The 16,254-nt window shown below is 68.5% G+C and carries 14 protein-coding genes; 6 read left to right on the forward strand and 8 right to left on the reverse strand.

Annotated elements, in window-relative coordinates; genetic code table 11:
- Nucleotides 1-177: 177 nt before the first annotated feature.
- Nucleotides 178-2,028 (reverse strand): RNA polymerase sigma factor RpoD, encoded by a 1,851-nt coding sequence (gene rpoD / locus ACOZHM_RS13080; RefSeq protein ID WP_421569751.1) that lies wholly within the window; start codon nt 2,026-2,028, stop codon nt 178-180.
- Between the two features lie 90 nt (nt 2,029-2,118).
- On the reverse strand, nt 2,119-2,559 hold the full coding sequence (gene dtd, locus ACOZHM_RS13085; RefSeq protein ID WP_421569752.1) for a D-aminoacyl-tRNA deacylase: 441 nt from the start codon (nt 2,557-2,559) through the stop codon (nt 2,119-2,121).
- Between the two features lie 116 nt (nt 2,560-2,675).
- Here dtd and ACOZHM_RS13090 point away from each other — a divergent pair, with 116 nt between their 5' ends.
- From ACOZHM_RS13090 to ACOZHM_RS13105, 4 genes are all read left to right on the forward strand, one after another.
- Nucleotides 2,676-3,593 carry a lauroyl acyltransferase gene (locus ACOZHM_RS13090; RefSeq protein WP_421569753.1) on the forward strand — a complete coding sequence of 306 codons (918 nt, stop codon included), beginning with the start codon at nt 2,676-2,678 and terminating at the stop codon, nt 3,591-3,593.
- A 93-nt stretch (nt 3,594-3,686) separates the two neighbouring features.
- Complete coding sequence (gene ribA, locus ACOZHM_RS13095) at nt 3,687-4,823, forward strand: GTP cyclohydrolase II RibA (protein WP_421569754.1); 1,137 nt, start codon at nt 3,687-3,689, stop codon at nt 4,821-4,823.
- Nucleotides 4,824-4,884: 61 nt separating this feature from the next.
- The gene (locus tag ACOZHM_RS13100) at nt 4,885-5,436 is read left to right on the forward strand and encodes a PH domain-containing protein (RefSeq protein ID WP_421569755.1); all 552 of its coding nucleotides are present in this window, start codon (nt 4,885-4,887) and stop codon (nt 5,434-5,436) included.
- Complete coding sequence (locus ACOZHM_RS13105; protein ID WP_421569756.1) at nt 5,433-6,950, forward strand: PH domain-containing protein; 1,518 nt, start codon at nt 5,433-5,435, stop codon at nt 6,948-6,950. The genes ACOZHM_RS13100 and ACOZHM_RS13105 overlap by 4 nt, the downstream gene beginning before the upstream one ends.
- A 138-nt stretch (nt 6,951-7,088) precedes the next feature.
- Here ACOZHM_RS13105 and ACOZHM_RS13110 read toward each other — a convergent pair whose 3' ends face one another.
- Nucleotides 7,089-8,147, reverse strand: a complete 1,059-nt coding sequence (locus ACOZHM_RS13110) for a CDP-glycerol glycerophosphotransferase family protein (protein ID WP_421569782.1) — start codon at nt 8,145-8,147, stop codon at nt 7,089-7,091.
- Between ACOZHM_RS13110 and ACOZHM_RS13115 the strand changes: the two genes are divergently transcribed.
- Both ACOZHM_RS13115 and ACOZHM_RS13120 read left to right on the forward strand, forming a co-directional pair.
- Entirely contained in the window at nt 8,146-8,964 is an 819-nt protein-coding gene (locus tag ACOZHM_RS13115) for a glycosyltransferase family 2 protein (protein WP_421569757.1), read from the forward strand. The genes ACOZHM_RS13110 and ACOZHM_RS13115 overlap by 2 nt on opposite strands.
- A 44-nt stretch (nt 8,965-9,008) precedes the next feature.
- The gene (locus tag ACOZHM_RS13120; protein ID WP_421569758.1) at nt 9,009-10,124 is read left to right on the forward strand and encodes a glycosyltransferase; all 1,116 of its coding nucleotides are present in this window, start codon (nt 9,009-9,011) and stop codon (nt 10,122-10,124) included.
- Here ACOZHM_RS13120 and ACOZHM_RS13125 read toward each other — a convergent pair.
- The 5 genes from ACOZHM_RS13125 to def form a co-directional block, all read right to left on the reverse strand.
- Nucleotides 10,103-11,404 carry an O-antigen ligase family protein gene (locus ACOZHM_RS13125; protein WP_421569759.1) on the reverse strand — a complete coding sequence of 434 codons (1,302 nt, stop codon included), beginning with the start codon at nt 11,402-11,404 and terminating at the stop codon, nt 10,103-10,105. The two genes, ACOZHM_RS13120 and ACOZHM_RS13125, sit on opposite strands and share 22 nt — an antisense overlap.
- A gap of 121 nt (nt 11,405-11,525) precedes the next feature.
- Nucleotides 11,526-13,250, reverse strand: a complete 1,725-nt coding sequence (locus ACOZHM_RS13130) for an ArnT family glycosyltransferase (RefSeq protein WP_421569760.1) — start codon at nt 13,248-13,250, stop codon at nt 11,526-11,528.
- Between the two features lie 23 nt (nt 13,251-13,273).
- The gene (gene rsmB / locus ACOZHM_RS13135; RefSeq protein ID WP_421569761.1) at nt 13,274-14,614 is read right to left on the reverse strand and encodes a 16S rRNA (cytosine(967)-C(5))-methyltransferase RsmB; all 1,341 of its coding nucleotides are present in this window, start codon (nt 14,612-14,614) and stop codon (nt 13,274-13,276) included.
- Between the two features lies 1 nt (nt 14,615).
- Complete coding sequence (gene fmt / locus ACOZHM_RS13140; protein ID WP_421569762.1) at nt 14,616-15,539, reverse strand: methionyl-tRNA formyltransferase; 924 nt, start codon at nt 15,537-15,539, stop codon at nt 14,616-14,618.
- A gap of 99 nt (nt 15,540-15,638) precedes the next feature.
- Complete coding sequence (def, locus tag ACOZHM_RS13145; RefSeq protein ID WP_421569763.1) at nt 15,639-16,151, reverse strand: peptide deformylase; 513 nt, start codon at nt 16,149-16,151, stop codon at nt 15,639-15,641.
- Between the last annotated feature and the right edge of the window lie 103 nt (nt 16,152-16,254).

Here is a 16,254-nt window from a genome sequence, read left to right on the forward strand (position 1 = left end):
TATTTCTCGCACATCATACGGCAACCTGCAAGCGCTTCTTTTGAGCAAGTTATTGACTTGTATAGGAGAGCAGGCGACTCGGATCCTAATTTCCCCTGCAATTATTTACGAATTAAATTACGTAAAATGAAAAACCCCGCCGGAGCGGGGTTTTCCATCAACGCACCAACGCTGGAATCAATCGATATCCAGGAAGCTGCGCAGCTGCTCGGAGCGGCTCGGATGACGCAGCTTGCGCAGCGCCTTGGCTTCGATCTGGCGGATGCGCTCGCGGGTGACGTCGAACTGCTTGCCGACTTCCTCGAGGGTGTGGTCGGTATTCATGTCGATGCCGAAGCGCATGCGCAGCACCTTGGCTTCCCTCGGGGTGAGGCCAGCCAGCACGTCGCGCACGGTTTCAGACAGATTGATGTTGGTGGTGTTCTCGATCGGGGACTCCACATTGGTGTCCTCGATGAAGTCGCCCAGATGCGAATCCTCGTCGTCGCCGATCGGGGTTTCCATCGAGATCGGCTCCTTGGCGATCTTCATCACCTTGCGGATCTTGTCTTCCGGCATGTCCATTTCCTTGGCCAGCTCCTCCGGCGTGGCCTCGCGGCCGTACTGCTGGAGCATCTGGCGGGAAATGCGGTTCAACTTGTTGATCGTTTCGATCATGTGCACCGGAATACGGATGGTGCGCGCCTGGTCGGCGATCGAACGGGTGATGGCCTGGCGGATCCACCAGGTCGCATACGTGGAGAACTTGTAACCGCGGCGGTACTCGAACTTGTCCACGGCCTTCATCAGGCCGATGTTGCCTTCCTGGATCAGGTCGAGGAACTGCAGGCCGCGGTTGGTGTACTTCTTGGCAATGGAGATCACCAGGCGCAGGTTGGCCTCGACCATTTCCTTCTTGGCCTTGCGCGCCTTGGCTTCGCCGTAGGCCATGGCCCGGCTGATTTCCTTCAGCTCTTCCAGCTCCAGCGAGGTGTTCTTCTCGATGTCGATGGTGGACTGCTGTTCGGCAATGATCTGGTCCTTGACGTCACGCAGGGCCGAGGACCACTTCTGCTTGCGCTTCAGTGCATCTTCCACCCACTCCAGGTTGGTCTGGTTGCCTTCCCACGAGCGGATGAAGTCCTTGCGCGGCATGCGGGCAGTGACGGTCGCCAGGTTCAGCACGCGGCGCTCGTGGCCCTTGATGTCGGCCATGACGTCGCGCAGCTGCTTGACCAGCACGTCGGTCAGCGGCAGCGGCAGCTTGAGGGTGACGAACACGGCGGCCATGTCGTCGCGCAGCTTGGTCAGCGGCTTGCGGTCGGCCTTGGTGGCGGCCTTCTTGAAGGCAGCGTAGGCATCGGCAAGCGCCTGCATGCGGCGGGCGACTTCTTCCGGATCCGGACCGGTCGGGCCGGCTTCTTCCTCGACGTCGTCGCCGTCTTCTTCGTCGTCGTCGCCGTCTTCGTCAGCGTCGTCGCTGGTGTCTTCGGCCACGGCCGGGGCCGGGACTTCTTCCACCAGGTCGTTGAAGCCGACGATCACTTCGGCCAGACGCTTCTTGCCTTCCTTGTGGGCTTCGTAATCGGACAGCAGCGATTCGACCGACACCGGGAAGGTGCCGAGTGCGGCCTGGACCTGGCCCAGGCCTTCTTCGATACGCTTGGCGATGGCGATTTCGCCTTCGCGGGTCAGCAGCTCGACGGTACCCATTTCGCGCATGTACATGCGCACCGGGTCGGTGGTGCGGCCACCTTCGGTGTCGAGTGCGCTCAGTGCGGCGGCAGCTTCTTCGGCCGCGGTGTCATCGACTTCGCGGTTACCGGTGTTGCCGTCGTTGAGCAGCAGGGTTTCGGCATCGGGCGCCACTTCATGGACATCGATGCCCATGCCGTTGATCATGCCGATGATGTCTTCGATCTGCTCCGGGTCGACAATGTCGTCGGGCAGGTGGTCATTGACTTCGGCGTAGGTCAGGTAGCCCTGTTCCAGGCCCTTGCTGATCAGAAGCTTGATGTCGTTTTGCTGGGCAGGACGTTCGTTGGCCATGTAGTGCTCGCGCCACCGGCAGGGATTAGGAATAGAACCTAGCATTATACCAGCCCCAGGCCCCTCCGGCCCGGGCGGTGGTCCCGGGGGTCAGGGTCTGAGCAGGAAGGTCACTGGACCATCGTTGACCAGGCTGACAACCATATGGGCGCCAAACCGCCCCGTTTCCACCCCCACGGCGTGCTTTTGCCTGCAGATCTCCACCAGTCGGTTGAATCCACGTTCAGCCTCGGCGGGCGGTGCAGCGGTACTGAACCCCGGGCGCATCCCGCTGCCGGTATCCGCAGCCAGGGTGAACTGGCTCACCAGCAGCAGACCGCCCCCCGTGTCCCCCAATGACCGGTTCATTTTTCCGGTCTCATCGGCAAACACACGGTAACCAAGCAGCCGATCGGCCATCCGGGCGATCTGCGCCTCGGTGTCCCCCGGCTCCATGCCGACCAGGGCCAGCAGGCCCGGGCCGATCTGCCCCACCACGGCGGCGTCCACGCTGACGCTGGCCTGGGTAACGCGCTGGATGAGGACAAGCATGCCGGGGGTTCCATAGAGGGGGCGGCCTACCTTAGAGGGTGCGCGCGCCACTGGGAAACCTGCCCGACCAGCCGTGGCAAACCGCCCGGGACGCGCACCGGCTAGACTTCGACCCGATGAAACCGCAAACCACCGCCCGCCTGGCCTACCGCGCCGCCGCCCTGTTCACCCGCCTGCCCTGGTCCTGGCTGCGCGGCTTCGCCCACGCCCTGGCCTGGTTGTGGATCCGCATGAACGCCCGCGAAAGCCGGGTCACCCGGCGCAACCTGGAACTGGCCTATCCCGACCTGTCCCCGGCCGAACGCGACACGCTGCACCGGGGCGTGCTGCGCTCGACTGCGCTGCAGGCAGTGGAAACCCTGCGCCTGTGGACCCAGCCGCGCGAGCGCAACCTGGCCCTGCTGACCGAGTGCCACGGCGCCGCGTTGTACGACGCCGCGCTGGCCAGCGGCAAGGGCGTGATCGTGGCCGCGCCGCACTACGGCAACTGGGAGCTGCTCAACCAGTGGCTGGCCTCGCGCGGGCCGATCGCCATCGTCTACAAGGCGCCCGACCAGGCCGTGGGCGACGAATTCCTGCAGTTGGTGCGGGGCGGCAGCAATGTCCAGCAGGTCCGGGCCGAGGGCCCGGCGGTGCGCCAGCTGTTCAAGGTACTCAAGGACGGCGGCGCCACCGGGATCCTGCCCGACCAGCAGCCCAAGGCCGGCGACGGCGTGTTCGCGCCGTTCTTCGGCGTGGAGGCGCTGACCATGACGCTGGTCAACCGGCTGGCCGAACGCACCGGTGCCACGGTGCTGTACGGCTGGTGCGAGCGGGTTGGCCCGGGCATGCAGTTCGCCCTGCACATCACCCCGGCCGCACCGGGCGTGGCCGACCCGGACCCACGCACCGCAGCGGCCACGCTCAACGCCGGCATCGAGGCCATCGCCCGCCGCGACCCGACGCAGTACCAGTGGACCTACAAGCGTTACACGCTGCGCCCACCGCACAGCGGCGAGGTGGACCCGTACGCCACCGAGGAACATCCTCATTGAGGCTCGGCCTCATTGAGGCTCGGCCGGCTGCGACGCACTGTCGCGCCGGCCGCGATTGAATCGGCGCCATCCGACCCCACTGTGGAACCCACGATGTCCCCCACGGCCCCTGTCATGTCCCCAACTGCTTCCTCTCCGTTCGGCGATCCGGCCGCGATCCGCTGCGAGCGTGCGGTGGCCGAACTGCGCGCCGGCCGCCCGGTGGTGATCGATGACGGCCAGGGCCAGCGGCTGGCGTTCATCGCCCTGGACAGCAGCACCCGCAGCAGCTACGGCGCGTTCGCGGAGGTCGCCGCCGGCCAGCACTACCTGTTCCTGACCGCCACCCGGGCGCGGGTGCTGGGCGTGGCGGCCGAGCACGGCGCGCGGGTACCGCTGGCCGGAGTGGACTTCGATGCCCTGCCCTCGCTGAGCTACCTGCGCGAGGCCGAACCGATGCCGGCCGGCTGGACCGGCGGCCAGGCACTGGACGACGGTGCGGTGGAGATCGCCCGCCTGGGCCTGCTGCTGCCGGCCATGGTCGGGGTGCTGCTGGCGCCGGGCGACACCCGCTTCGACAGCTGCGCGCAGGTGTCGCTGTGCGACCTGGCGCAGGGCGCCGAGCAGGCCGCGCATGCCTACGAACTGGTGGCGCGTTCGCCGGTGCCGCTGCGCGATGTGGGCATGACCGAATTCGCGGTGTTCCGCGGCGGCGTGGCCCAACGCGATCAGGTGGCGATCATCGTCGGCAATCCGGACCTCTCCGCCGTGGTGCCGGTCCGCGTGCATTCGTCGTGCCTGACCGGCGACCTGTTCGGCTCGCTCAAGTGCGACTGCGGCGACCAGCTGCGGCGCGGCCTGCGCAAGCTGAAGGAGCTGGGCGGCGGCGTGCTGCTGTACCTGGACCAGGAAGGGCGTGGTACGGGCATCGCCGCGAAGATGCGCGCGTATGGCTACCAGCACGACGGGCTGGACACGATCGATGCGGACGCACAGCTGGGCTTCGGCGCCGACGAGCGCCGTTACGGCAGCGCCGTGGCCATGCTGCATGGCCTGGGCGTGCAGCGCGTACAGTTGCTGAGCAACAACCCCACCAAGGCGCAGCGCCTGCGCCATGCCGGCATAGAGGTGGTGGACTGCGTGCCGGTCACCGGCGACATCACCGCCGAAAACGAGCACTACCTGCGCACCAAGGCCGAACGTGCCGGGCACCTGCTGGACGTGGATGCGCTGATCCAGGCCGCGCAATAGCACGCGGCAACCTGCTACCGTCTGCGCGACGGGCGCAGCAGCGCTGACCACCGCGCCCGGCATGTTTCCTCCTGTCGAGCGCCCTGCCTTGTCCGACCCCGCCTTCGTCCCCCCGCTGCCCACCCCACCGCCGCTGCCGGCGCACACCGAGTGGCAGCCACTGCCGCGGCGTGCGGCCACCCTGGCGGGCGTCGCCGGCGGCATTACCGGCGCGATCCTGATCGGCGGCGCCTTGGGCGCGCTGTGGATCGTGTTCGACATGCCGATGCGCTGGATGGGGGCGGCCACGATGCCGCTGCCGGGCGCGTTGATCGGCGCCTTCTTCGGCTACCGCCGCCAGCGCCGCACCTGGTGGCGGCTGGATGCGCAGGGCCTGGGCGTGCGCCGCGACCTGATGTGGCAGCTGGAAACACGGGTGCCGCTGTCGCGGGTGCAACACCTGGACCTGCGCCGCGGCCCGATCGAGCGCACCGCACAGCTGGCCACGCTGGTGGTGCACACCGCCGGCAGCCGTTTCAGCGCGGTATCGCTGAGCGGGCTGGACCAGGCCGACGCCGAACGCCTGCGTGACACGCTGGGCCATCAACTGGACCAGGACGACGACGCGCTGTGAGTACCCCGCCGCCGCTTGACGCCGCCCCCGACCAGCGGCTGCACCCGTGGTCGTGGCTGTTCGTGATGCTGATGCAGCTGCGCCAGTTTCTGCTGCCGTTGGTGGCGCTGCTGGTATTTGGCAACCGGGGCGACCGTGACGAGATGTGGTCCTACCTGACCGCGCTGATCGTGATCGCGGTGCTGGTGGCAGTTTCGATCCTGCAATACCTGACCTTCCACTACCGCATCGGCCGCGATGCGATCAGCGTGCGCAGCGGGCTGGTGTCGCGCAACCGCCGCGAGATTCCCTTCGCGCGCATCCACAACGTGGTGGTGCACCAGAATCCGCTGCACCGCCTGTTCGGCGTGGCCGAACTGCGCCTGGAATCGGCCGGCGGCCACCGCCCCGAGGCCGAGATGCGGGTGCTGCGGCTGGACCAGGCGCTTGCCCTGGAGCAGTTGGTACGCCAGCGCGGGCAGCAGGCCGCGCTGCTCGAGGATGCCGCTGTCGAAACGCCGGCGGCACCGGCCGACGACGTGCTGCTGCAGTTGGGCACCGCCGACGTGATCCGCATCGGCCTGCTGTCCAACCGGGGCTGGGTGGTGGTGCTCGCCATGTTCGGCGCGTCGTACCAACTGTTCCCGCGCGGCGCGGTCAACGACGCCATCGAATACGGCGGGCGCCAGGCTTTCGGCTATGCCAGCCACCTGCACCCGGCCACCTGGGTCTGGGTGCTGGTCGCCCTGGTGATGGTGGCGGGGTTCTGGATGATGCTGCGGGTGCTGTCGGTGGTGCTGGCGCTGCTGCGCTACCACGGCTTCCGCCTGACCGAGCACGAGCGCCGTCTCACCGTGGCCAGCGGGCTGCTCACGCGCATGCGCACCAGCGTGGCGCGCCGCCGCATCCAGGCCTGGACCCTGCGCGAAACCGCATTGCAGCGCTGGTTCCAGCGCCGCCACCTGCGTATCGACATTGCCGCCGGTGTTTCAACCGATGGCGAACGCCGCGACCTGCGCGAGCTGGCGCCGCTGGCCACGCCGCAGGCCTGCGATGCGCTGGTGCAGCACCTGCTGCCGCAGCTGCAGTGGCCGCCCGCGCAGTGGCACGCGGTGCCGCAGCGCGGCTGGTGGCGGCTGTGCCTGCCGGCACTGCTGATCGTGCCGCTGCTGGCGGCCGGAGCGGTGTGGGAGGTCGGCCCGTGGGGCGCAGTGGTGCTGGCGTGGTTGCCGTGGTCGGCACTGCGCGCGCACCGCACGATGGCGCGCATGGGGTATCACCTGGACGCGCGCTATGTGGCGGTACGCGGCGGCTGGTGGCAGCGCTGGTGGCGCTTTGCCGAGCTGGACAAGCTGCAGTCGCTGCGGCTGAGCCGCTCGCCGCTGGACCGTTGGCTGGGCACCAGCAGCGTGTGGCTGGATACGGCGGGTGCCGGCGGCAGCATCGCGCTGTGCCTGCGGTATCTACCAGAGCAAGAGGCACGCGCGGTGTTCGAGCGATTGAATGCGGCGTTCGTAAAACGCCGCCTCAGGTAACAGGCGACCAAGGATCGTAGTGACACGCCATGCGTGTCAAAGCCATGATCCTGCGCACGGAAACCGCCATGCGTGTCAAAGCCATGATCCTGCGCACGTAAATCGCCCTGCGTGGCAACCGCAGCCAACCCAACCCGTTCAGCGCTTTGACGGCCCCCAATAGCCCAGGTCCTTTCGGATCTGCAGCCCCCGCGTCCACGCCCCGAACGGCTTGCGCTTCAGCCGGCCCATTTCGCCCGACAAAAAATCCTCGGTTGCGGCAATGACGCGCTCGCTCGAGCGCCCATCGCGCCACGGATGGATGTCGTCGGCATAGCGGCGGATCTCGGCCATCAACGCCGACTCGGGAGGCAGCGCGCGCGCAAGCATCGCCGGTAGCTGGGCCGGGTCGTCGAAATCGATCATGTGCGGCTGCGGCACCCGGTTGCGGAAGGTCACCACCGGTTTGTGCTGCACCACGAACTCGGACACGATCGAGGAGGTGTCGGAGACCAGCACGTCGGCCGCACGCTGCGCAGCCATCACCTGCTCCGGTTCGATGAAGGTGGCATTCGCGCCGGCCAGCGCGCGGTACCGCTCGAACAGCTCCGGCGCGCACTTGGGGTGCAGGGTCAGCAGCCAGTAACGCTCGCCGCGCGCGATGTCGGCGGCGATCTGCGTGTACAGGTGCGGCGCGGCACTCAAGCGCTCGGTGAAGGTGGAGCCGAACAGGATCACCGGCCGCCCCTGCGCCGGCGCGCGCAGTGCCGCGCTGGCGCCGCCGTCATCCAGGAACAGCGGGTCCAGCTTGGGCCAGCCGGTCTCGGCCACGGCGAAGTGGCCCTCGCGCTCGGCCAGCGCACGGAACGGGGCGGTGGTGGCCGGGCCCTGCGTGCAATACAGGTCGAACAGGCCGCGCACGCGGAAATGGCCGCGCGCGCTATCGCGCTTCTGCACGTTGAAGCCGTGGAAGACCTGCACCTTGGCCCCGGCAATGAACGGCGGCACCCAGTTGGCGGCGCTGAACACCGCGCGCGGACGCAGCGCCAGCGCCTCCTTCAGGCCAACGTTGGGCACGCCCGGCAGGCTGGCGCCGGCCGCGCCATCGGCGAACCAGGCCGAGACCGATTGACCGGACGCGTGCAACGCCTGGGCCAGTGGGGCGAGAATAGGCAACGCATAGCGCTCCGTCGCAAACAACAGGTACTCGGCCATCATGTCCTCCACGACCGCTCCCGTTGAACGGCCTCGCATCTCGGCCTGCATTATCGCGTTCAATGAAGCCGACCGCATCGGCGATTGCCTGGCCTCGCTGGCCTTCTGCGACGAGGTGATTGTCGTGGACTCGTATTCGACCGACGCCACGGTGGCGATCGCGACTGCCGCCGGCGCACAGGTGCTGCAGCGGCCCTTCGACGGCTTCCGCAGCCAGAAGGCGTTCTGCGTGGCGCAGGCCAGCCACAACTGGGTGCTGTGCCTGGACGCCGACGAGCGCGTGGGGCCGGCGCTGCAGGCGGCGATCCTGGCCGCCCAGGCCAACGGCTTCGCCGGCCACCACGGCTACCGCTTCGCCCGCCTCTCCGAGTATTTCGGCAAGTTCCTGCGCCATGGCAACGCGTACCCCGACCGGGTGCTGCGCCTGTTCGACCGCCGCCACGGCGGCTGGCGCGGCACCCGCGAGATCCACGAAGCGGCCAGCGTGGACGGCCAGGTCGGCACCCTGCACGGCGACCTGGTTCATTACCCGTACCGCTCGCTGGAGCAGCAGCTGGCCAAGACCCAGCGCTATGCGCGGATGATGGCCGAGCACGAATTCGCGCGTGGCAAACGGGCGACGCTGGCCAAGCTGGTGCTGGCACCGGCCTGGCGGTTCTGGCGCGGGCTGCTGCTGCGGGGCGGATTCCGCGATGGCTGGCACGGGCTGGTGTACGCCTACGTGCGCGCCAACTACGTGCGGCAGAAGACCATCATGCTGTGGATGCTGCAGCAGGGGCAGCCGGTCAGCGACCCACCGCGCACCGGCGACACCGCCTGAACATGGCTGTGGCAGACTTCATCGGCGTTTTACCGAAGGCCCCCATGAAGATTCTCTACACCAACTTCCACACCGGCGATGGCGGCGGCCATACCACCTACCTCGCATCGCTGGCGCGCGCGCTGTCGCCGCGCCACCAGCTGTTCATGGCCGCACCGGCCGACAGCCGCGTGCTGCGCGTGGTCCGCGAGGAAGGCATCGCTGAGCCGGTCGAGATCGCGTTCAGCAGCGGGCTTGCCACGCTGGGCCGCCAATGGGCCGACCTGCGCACGCTGCGCGACCTGATCCAGCGGCATGGCATCGACATCGTGCACGCCAACGGCGCGCGCGACCATCGCGTCGCCATGGAGGCGGTGGCCGGCCAGCCCAGGCGGCCCAAGCTGGTGTTCACCAAGCACAACAGCAAATCCAGCAACACCTTCGGCAACGCGGTGCGTGCACGCTGGGGCACCGACCGGGTGATCGCCGTGTCCGGGCACACCCGGCAGATGCTGCTGGACAGCCCCTACCGGCGCTGCCCGATCGACGTGGTGCGCAATGGCGTGGACCTGCAGCGCTTCTCGCCGGTGGCGGCCGCCGACGGCGCTGCGCTGCGCGCGCGCTGGACGCTGGATCCCGATGCGCTGGTGCTGGTGAGCAACGCCGGTACCGACGACCACAAGGGCTGGATCGACCTGGCGCGTGCCATCGCGACCCTGCCCGAACCGCTGCGCGGCAAGGTGCACATGGCCGTGGCCGGGCGCGAGCCGGACCCGAAACTGGTGGCGGAAGTGGAACAGCTCGGGGTGGCCGGGCAGGTGCATTTCGCCGGGTTGCTGGAGGACATCCGCCCGTTCGTGGCCAGCGGCGATGCCGGCTTCGTGCTGTCCTACGATGTGGAAACCATCTCGTTTGCGTGCCGCGAAATGATGGCGATGGGCAAGCCGGTGATGGTCAGCGACTACGCGGGGTTGCCCGAGAACATCACCCATGGAACCGACGGCTGGATCGTGCCGGTGCGGGATGTGGGGGCGATTGCCGCTCAGGTCACAGCGCTGTATGAGCAGCGTGCGGCGTTGCCACAGGTTGGGCTGGCCGCGCGTGCGCGTGCCGTCGAGGCGTTTGGGCTGGAGACGTTCAGTCGGTTGACTGAGGCGTCTTATGAGGCGGTGTTGGGCTGAGCTTCCCGCAGGCGCAGCGGGTCGGACAGGGCCAGGAAGAAGGCGATCCAGGTGGCGTAGAACGAGGCGGTGCGCATGTCGCGGAACATCATCTCGGTCAGGCCGAACACCATGAAGCCCACGCAGATCATAAGCCCGGCGCCGGCGAACAGGCGCGTGCTGCGGTCGGTCATGTCCAGCCGCAGGCGCCGGGCGAACAGCCAGCCCGGCGCGATGTAGAGCAGCACCAGCCCCAACCCGCCCAGCACGCCGTAGGTCGCCAGGAAGTACAGCAGGTCGTTGTGGGTCTCGCCGAAGTCGCGCGCGACGGTCGGCGTCACCTGCTTGGCATCGGCCAGCCGGGCCAGTTCCTCGCGGAAGCGGTCGCCACCGCCCACACCGAACACCGGCTCACTGCGGATCATGTGCCCGGCGGCACTCCACAGCTGCAGCCGGATGCACACCGAGGTGTCGGACAGGTGGGTCACCTGGCATTGGTCGAACTCGCTCACGCCCAGATGGATGCGCTCGCGCATCGAGCCGTCGCTGGCCACAATGGCCGCGGCGGCGCCCAGCAGCAGCAGCGCGGCCAACGCCTTGAACCGGTTCAGGCGGCGGCCCTGGACCAGCAGGGCGATGAACAGGAAGAACGGGATGGCCAGCAGGCCGCCGCGGGTCTGGGTGGCCAGGAATGCACCGACGCCGGCGATGCCGGTGACCAGCTTGAGCGCGAATTCGGTGCGATGGAAACGGGTGATGCGCACGCCCAGCAGCAGGAAGGCCAGCACCGAGAACAGCAGCGTCAGGTCGCCATAGGTGACGGCGTTGAACTGGCGGGTCGCCGGCCGTGCGCCGGTGCTGAGCACCAGCCAGGCCACGTTGATGACGGCATACCAGATGCCCAGCAGCAGCCCGAAGGCGGCATGCACCAGCACCCCGCGCGGAATGCGCAGCGCGGCGGCCAGGATCAGCAGCACGGTGAGCAGGCGCACCGCCTTCTCGACTTCCGAGCCCTTCCAGATGCCATGCACGGCCAGGCTGGTGAGCACGCCGATCAGCATCACCGCCACGCCCAGCCCCATCCACAGATACTCGCGGCGGTTGTCGCACCACGCCGTACCCATTGTGGGGCGACGCACCCAGGCCAGCACGATGAAGCTGAGCAGCACCAGCCCGTAGTAACCCGCGCTGCCACCGTCCAGGGTCGACATCAGCAACACCGGCGACAGGCCCAGGACCACGGTGAACACCCACGCCAATACAGGGTTGGCGCCGGCATTACGGGGAAGCGCGTTGTTCACGTTCTATGCGACTCGGGCGGACAGCGGGAGGTGGGCGTCGGTGCGTGGATGGATCCGGCCCGGTATCAGCGAGCGGGTCGCATTGTCGCCGATCGGTCTGTAATGATCCATGAGCCTGCGGCTATTGCTCGTCGTCATCCTTGCCCTGCTCGCGGCGGATGCGGGCCAGCTCGACGGCGCTGGGGCGGCACTGCCCCTCGAAGGCGTGCGCCGGCACCAGCCACCAGCCACGCCGGTTGGCCACGCCGACGCGCTCGGCCTGGCGGCGATCCACGCACGTCAGCATCGCCGCCTCCTGCACCAGCAGCCAGCGCCGTCCCGGGGCCTGCGCCTGCCACTCGCGGCCATCCTGCAACTGGCGATACCAGCGCCGCTTGAAGCCGAACGTGCGTACCGGGCGGTCGGACATCAGCAGGTTCTGTTCCTTCCAGCCGACCAGGCCCAGCTCGGCGTCCGGACCGATCCGCTGCCCGGCCTGGTACATCAGCCCGCGCGCGGAGCTGGAATCGTTGAACAGCGGGGAGCCCACCAGGCCATAGGCCACCCAGGCCATGGCCAGGATCGACACCACCGCCCAGTGGAACCGGCGCGGGCCGCTGAACACCAGGCTCACCAGGCCCCAGCTGCCCAGCACGAGGGCAACCCAGCCCAGCGTGGCGGTCAGCCCGTCACTGATGCCGCGCTCGAAGACCCACCGGCGTTCGAAGCCGGGGTCACCGGCCAGCATCGCCACGCCGATGCCCAGCAACGCGAGGGTGAGCAGCGCGGCGAAGGCGCCCAACACCCATTGCACGTCGCGCCGGCGCAACAGGCCCGGCAGCAACGGCGACAGCGCCAGGCAGAACATCGGCAGCGCGGGCAGGATGTAGACGTCGCGCTTGCCATGCGGAATGGAGAAGAACAGCAGGATCAGCAGCCACCAGCCGAGCAGCAGCAGGTAACGCGGGTCGCGCCGGCGCAGCCGCCGCCACCAGGCCGGAATGGCCCAGGGCACCAGCAGGAACGCGGGGATCCACATCGAGGGCATGACGCCCAGGAAGTACCACCACGGATTGTGGTGGTCCCAGGATTGCGCGTAACGCTTGGCCGTCTGCTTGAACAGAATGTCGTTCATGTAGGCGCGGTATTCGGCCAGCCCGCTGCTGGTGGCCGTCACCACCATCGGCACCAGCCACAACGCCACCGCCAGCACGAAGGCCAGCGGCCCCAGCCAGAACCGCACGTCGCGCAGGTGCAGGCGCACCCTCGGCCAGCCCAGTGCCGCCGCGATGATCGCCGGCACCAGCATCAACAGGGCGATGAAGCCTACCCCCTTGGTGATGACGCCCAGCCCGGCGGCAAACCAGCCCAGCCACCACCAGCGCCAGGCCGGCCCGCACAACAGGTGGCGCAGCAGACCATAGTTGGCCAGGGTGATGAAGAACACCACCAGCGGGTCGATCTGCGCCCGCTTCGACTGGAAGGTGAAGTGCACCGCGAACAGCAGCGCCCAGGCGGCGTACAGACCCACCTGGCGGGTCCACAGGCGGCGGCCCAGGTCGTACACGCAGGCCAGGGTGCCCAGCGCAGCCAGCAGGGAGGGCAGCAGGAACGCCACCCGCCAGTTGCCCAGCACGGTGAACAGCGTGGCCTGGAACCACATCAGCATGGGCGGCTTGTCCGAGTACAGCTCGGTGCCGCGGTGCGGGAACAGCCAGTCCCCGCTCAACACCATCTGCTTGGCCACCAGCGCGAAGCGGGGCTCGTCCGACGGCCAGGGATCCCGCATCCCCAGGCCCGCCCCGATAACCAGCAGGGCCATCAGGGCAAGCAACCAGAACTCTCGGGACGCGCGTGTTTTCAGCATGGGCGCGATTCTAACGGTGGGAACTAGCCCTTCTTTAGCAGACGCGCATAGAAGAAACCGTCAGCATCGTGCTCACCCGGCAGGCGTTGGCGACCGGCCCACGAATCGTGACCGAAAGCGTCACCCAGTGGCAGGAAACCCGCGCGGGGCGTGCGTTGCAGGAACGCTTCGACCTGGAACTGGTTTTCTTCGCGGAGGATCGAGCATGTCGCGTACAGCAGGGTGCCACCGGGCGCGAGCATGCTGAAGCAGGCATCGAGCAGGCGTGCCTGCAGGGCCACCAGCGCTTCGATATCGGTCGCACGGCGATGCACCAGCACGTCCGGCTGGCGGCGGATGATGCCGGTGGCCGAGCACGGGGCATCGAGCAGGATCACATCGAACGGCTGCCCGTCCCACCAGCTGGCCGGGTCGGTCGCATCGGCCGCACGGACCTGCGCCTGCGCACCCACGCCGGTGCGCGCGAAGGTGTCGCTGATGCGCTTGAGCCGGCGCGGATCGATGTCCAGCGCCAGCAGTTGCAGGCCGGGGTCGCGCTCGAGCAGGTGTGCCGACTTGCCCCCCGGCGCCGCGCAGGCGTCGAGCACGCGCGCGCCTTTGGGTACCGCCAGCGCATCGGCCACCTGCTGGGCGGACAGATCCTGCACCGACAGCGCGCCTTCCGCGAAGCCGGGCAATGCCGACACCGCGACCGGCACGGGCAGGCGGATCGCATCGGCGCCCAGCGCGCTGGCCTCGGCAGCGATACCCGCCGCCTCCAGTTTCTCCAGCATGGCCTCACGGGTGGACTGCTGGCGGTTGACCCGCAGCCACAGTGGTGCGGCCTGCAGGCTGGCGTTGAACACGTCCGCGGCCTGCTCGGGCCAGTCCTGCTCGATCATCTCGGCCAGCCACTGCGGGAACGCGTCGCGCGCCGGCAGCGGCGGAATGCCTTCGCGCTGGGCCCGGCGCAGCAGGGCGTTGACCATGCCGGCCTGGCGCTCGCGACCCAGTGCGCGGGCCGCCTCGACCGTGGCCGAGAGCGCGGCATGCGCCGGCAGGTCCAGCGCGTCGAGCTGGGCGAAGCCCACCATCAGCAGCGCGCGCAGCTCATCCTCGCGTGCGCCGAGCGGCCGCGGCATCCAGCCGGCCAATGCGGCGTCATAGGCGGTGCGACGGCGCAGCACGGCAAAGCACAACGCCTCCAGCAGCGCGCGGTCGCGGCTGTCGTCCAGGGTCGGCAGGGCGGTGGCCAGCTCGGCCTTGAGCGAACGACCGCGGCCGATCACCTGGGCCAGCACCCGTGCGGCGAGCACGCGGGTGGGCACGCCCGGGGCCATGGCGGACGGCGAGGACGACGGTTTGGTCTGGCGGGGCTGGGTCATCTCAGCGGCCCACGATCAGGTCGCGGCGTGCATTGAGATAGTCGGCCGCGGTGATCGCCTTGCCGCCTTCGCGCTGCAGCACGCGCAGGCGCAGGGCGCCCTGCCCGCAGGCGATGTCGATGCCGTCGCGGGCGGCGGCGAGCAGGGTGCCCGGGGCCTGGCCCTGGTTGTCGGCCAGCGCCACGGCGCCATGGATGCGCACGCGCTCGCCGGCCAGCTGGGCCTCTGCGATCGGCCACGGATTGAAGGCGCGCACCGTGCGTTCCAGTACCTGCGCATCCTGCGACCAGTCCAGCCGGGCCTCGGCCTTGTCCAGCTTGTGCGCGTAGGTCACGCCCTGCTCGGGCTGCGGCTGGGCGATCGGCTTGAGGCCGGCGCGCAGCAGGCCCAGCCCGTCGGACAGCACCCGCGCCCCCAGCTCGGCCAGGCGGTCATGCAGTGAGCCGCCCAGTTCACCGGGCTGGATCGGGGTGTGCTGGCGCAGCAGGACCGGACCGGTGTCCAGCCCCGCCTCCATCTGCATCAGGCACACGCCGCTTTCGGCATCGCCGGCCTGGATGGCGCGCTGGATCGGCGCGGCGCCGCGCCAGCGCGGCAGCAGTGAGGCATGCACGTTCCAGCAGCCATGGGTGGGGATGGCCAGCACCGCCTTGGGCAGGATCAGCCCGTAGGCCACCACCACCATCAGGTCCGGCTGCAGGTCCCGCAGCTGCTGCTGGGCCTGTTCGCTCTTGAGCGATTCAGGCTGGAACACCGGAATGCCGCGCGCGATCGCCTCCAGCTTCACCGGCGAGGGCGCCAGCCCACGGCCACGGCCGGCCGGACGGTCCGGCTGGGTGTACACGGCCACCACCTCGTGGTGGCGCGCGGCGGCGCGCAGCGAGGAGACGGCAAACTCTGGTGTACCGGCAAAGACAATCTTCATGGCGTTCCCACGTGCAGAAAGAAAAACGGCGCCGGGGCACGGCGCCGAACAACCGGTCGCAGGGCGCGGAAAGACCGCGCCACCGCGCCCGCAGCCAGGTCAGGCAACGTGCTTGCGCGACTTGGCCAGCTTCTTGCGGACCATCTCGCGCTTGAGCGGCGAGAGGTAGTCGATGAACAGCTTGCCGTCCAGGTGGTCCATCTCATGCTGCACGCAGACGGCCAGCAGGCCGTCGGTGGTGATCTCCTGGGCCACGCCCTGGCGGTCCAGGAAGCGCACGGTGATGCTGTCGGCGCGGGTCACGTCGGCGAAGATGCCGGGCACCGAAAGGCAGCCCTCCTGGTAGACCTGGCCGCCTTCGCTGGTCACGATCTCCGGGTTGATGAACACCCGCGGGGTGTCCTTCTCTTCGCTGACGTCGATGACCATGAAGCGCTTGTGGACATCCACCTGGGACGCGGCCAGGCCGATGCCGGGGGCCTCGTACATGGTCTGGAACATGTTGTCGATCAGTTCCTGGAAGGCCGGCGTGGTCACTTCGGCAGCGTCGATCAACGCCGCCTTGGTGCGCAGGCGCGGGTCCGGAAACTCAAGAATGGGCAGGATAGCCATGACAAATACCGTTGAGGGGCGCCCTTATAGCGGCGTACGTCGCAATTCTATCGCCAACGCTTGCCTTGCGCCCCGGTTTCTGGACTATAGTGCTCGAACCTGT

The organism is Stenotrophomonas sp. PD6 (genome assembly GCF_049199305.1).
In the GTDB taxonomy this organism is placed as follows: Bacteria; Pseudomonadota; Gammaproteobacteria; order Xanthomonadales; family Xanthomonadaceae; genus Stenotrophomonas.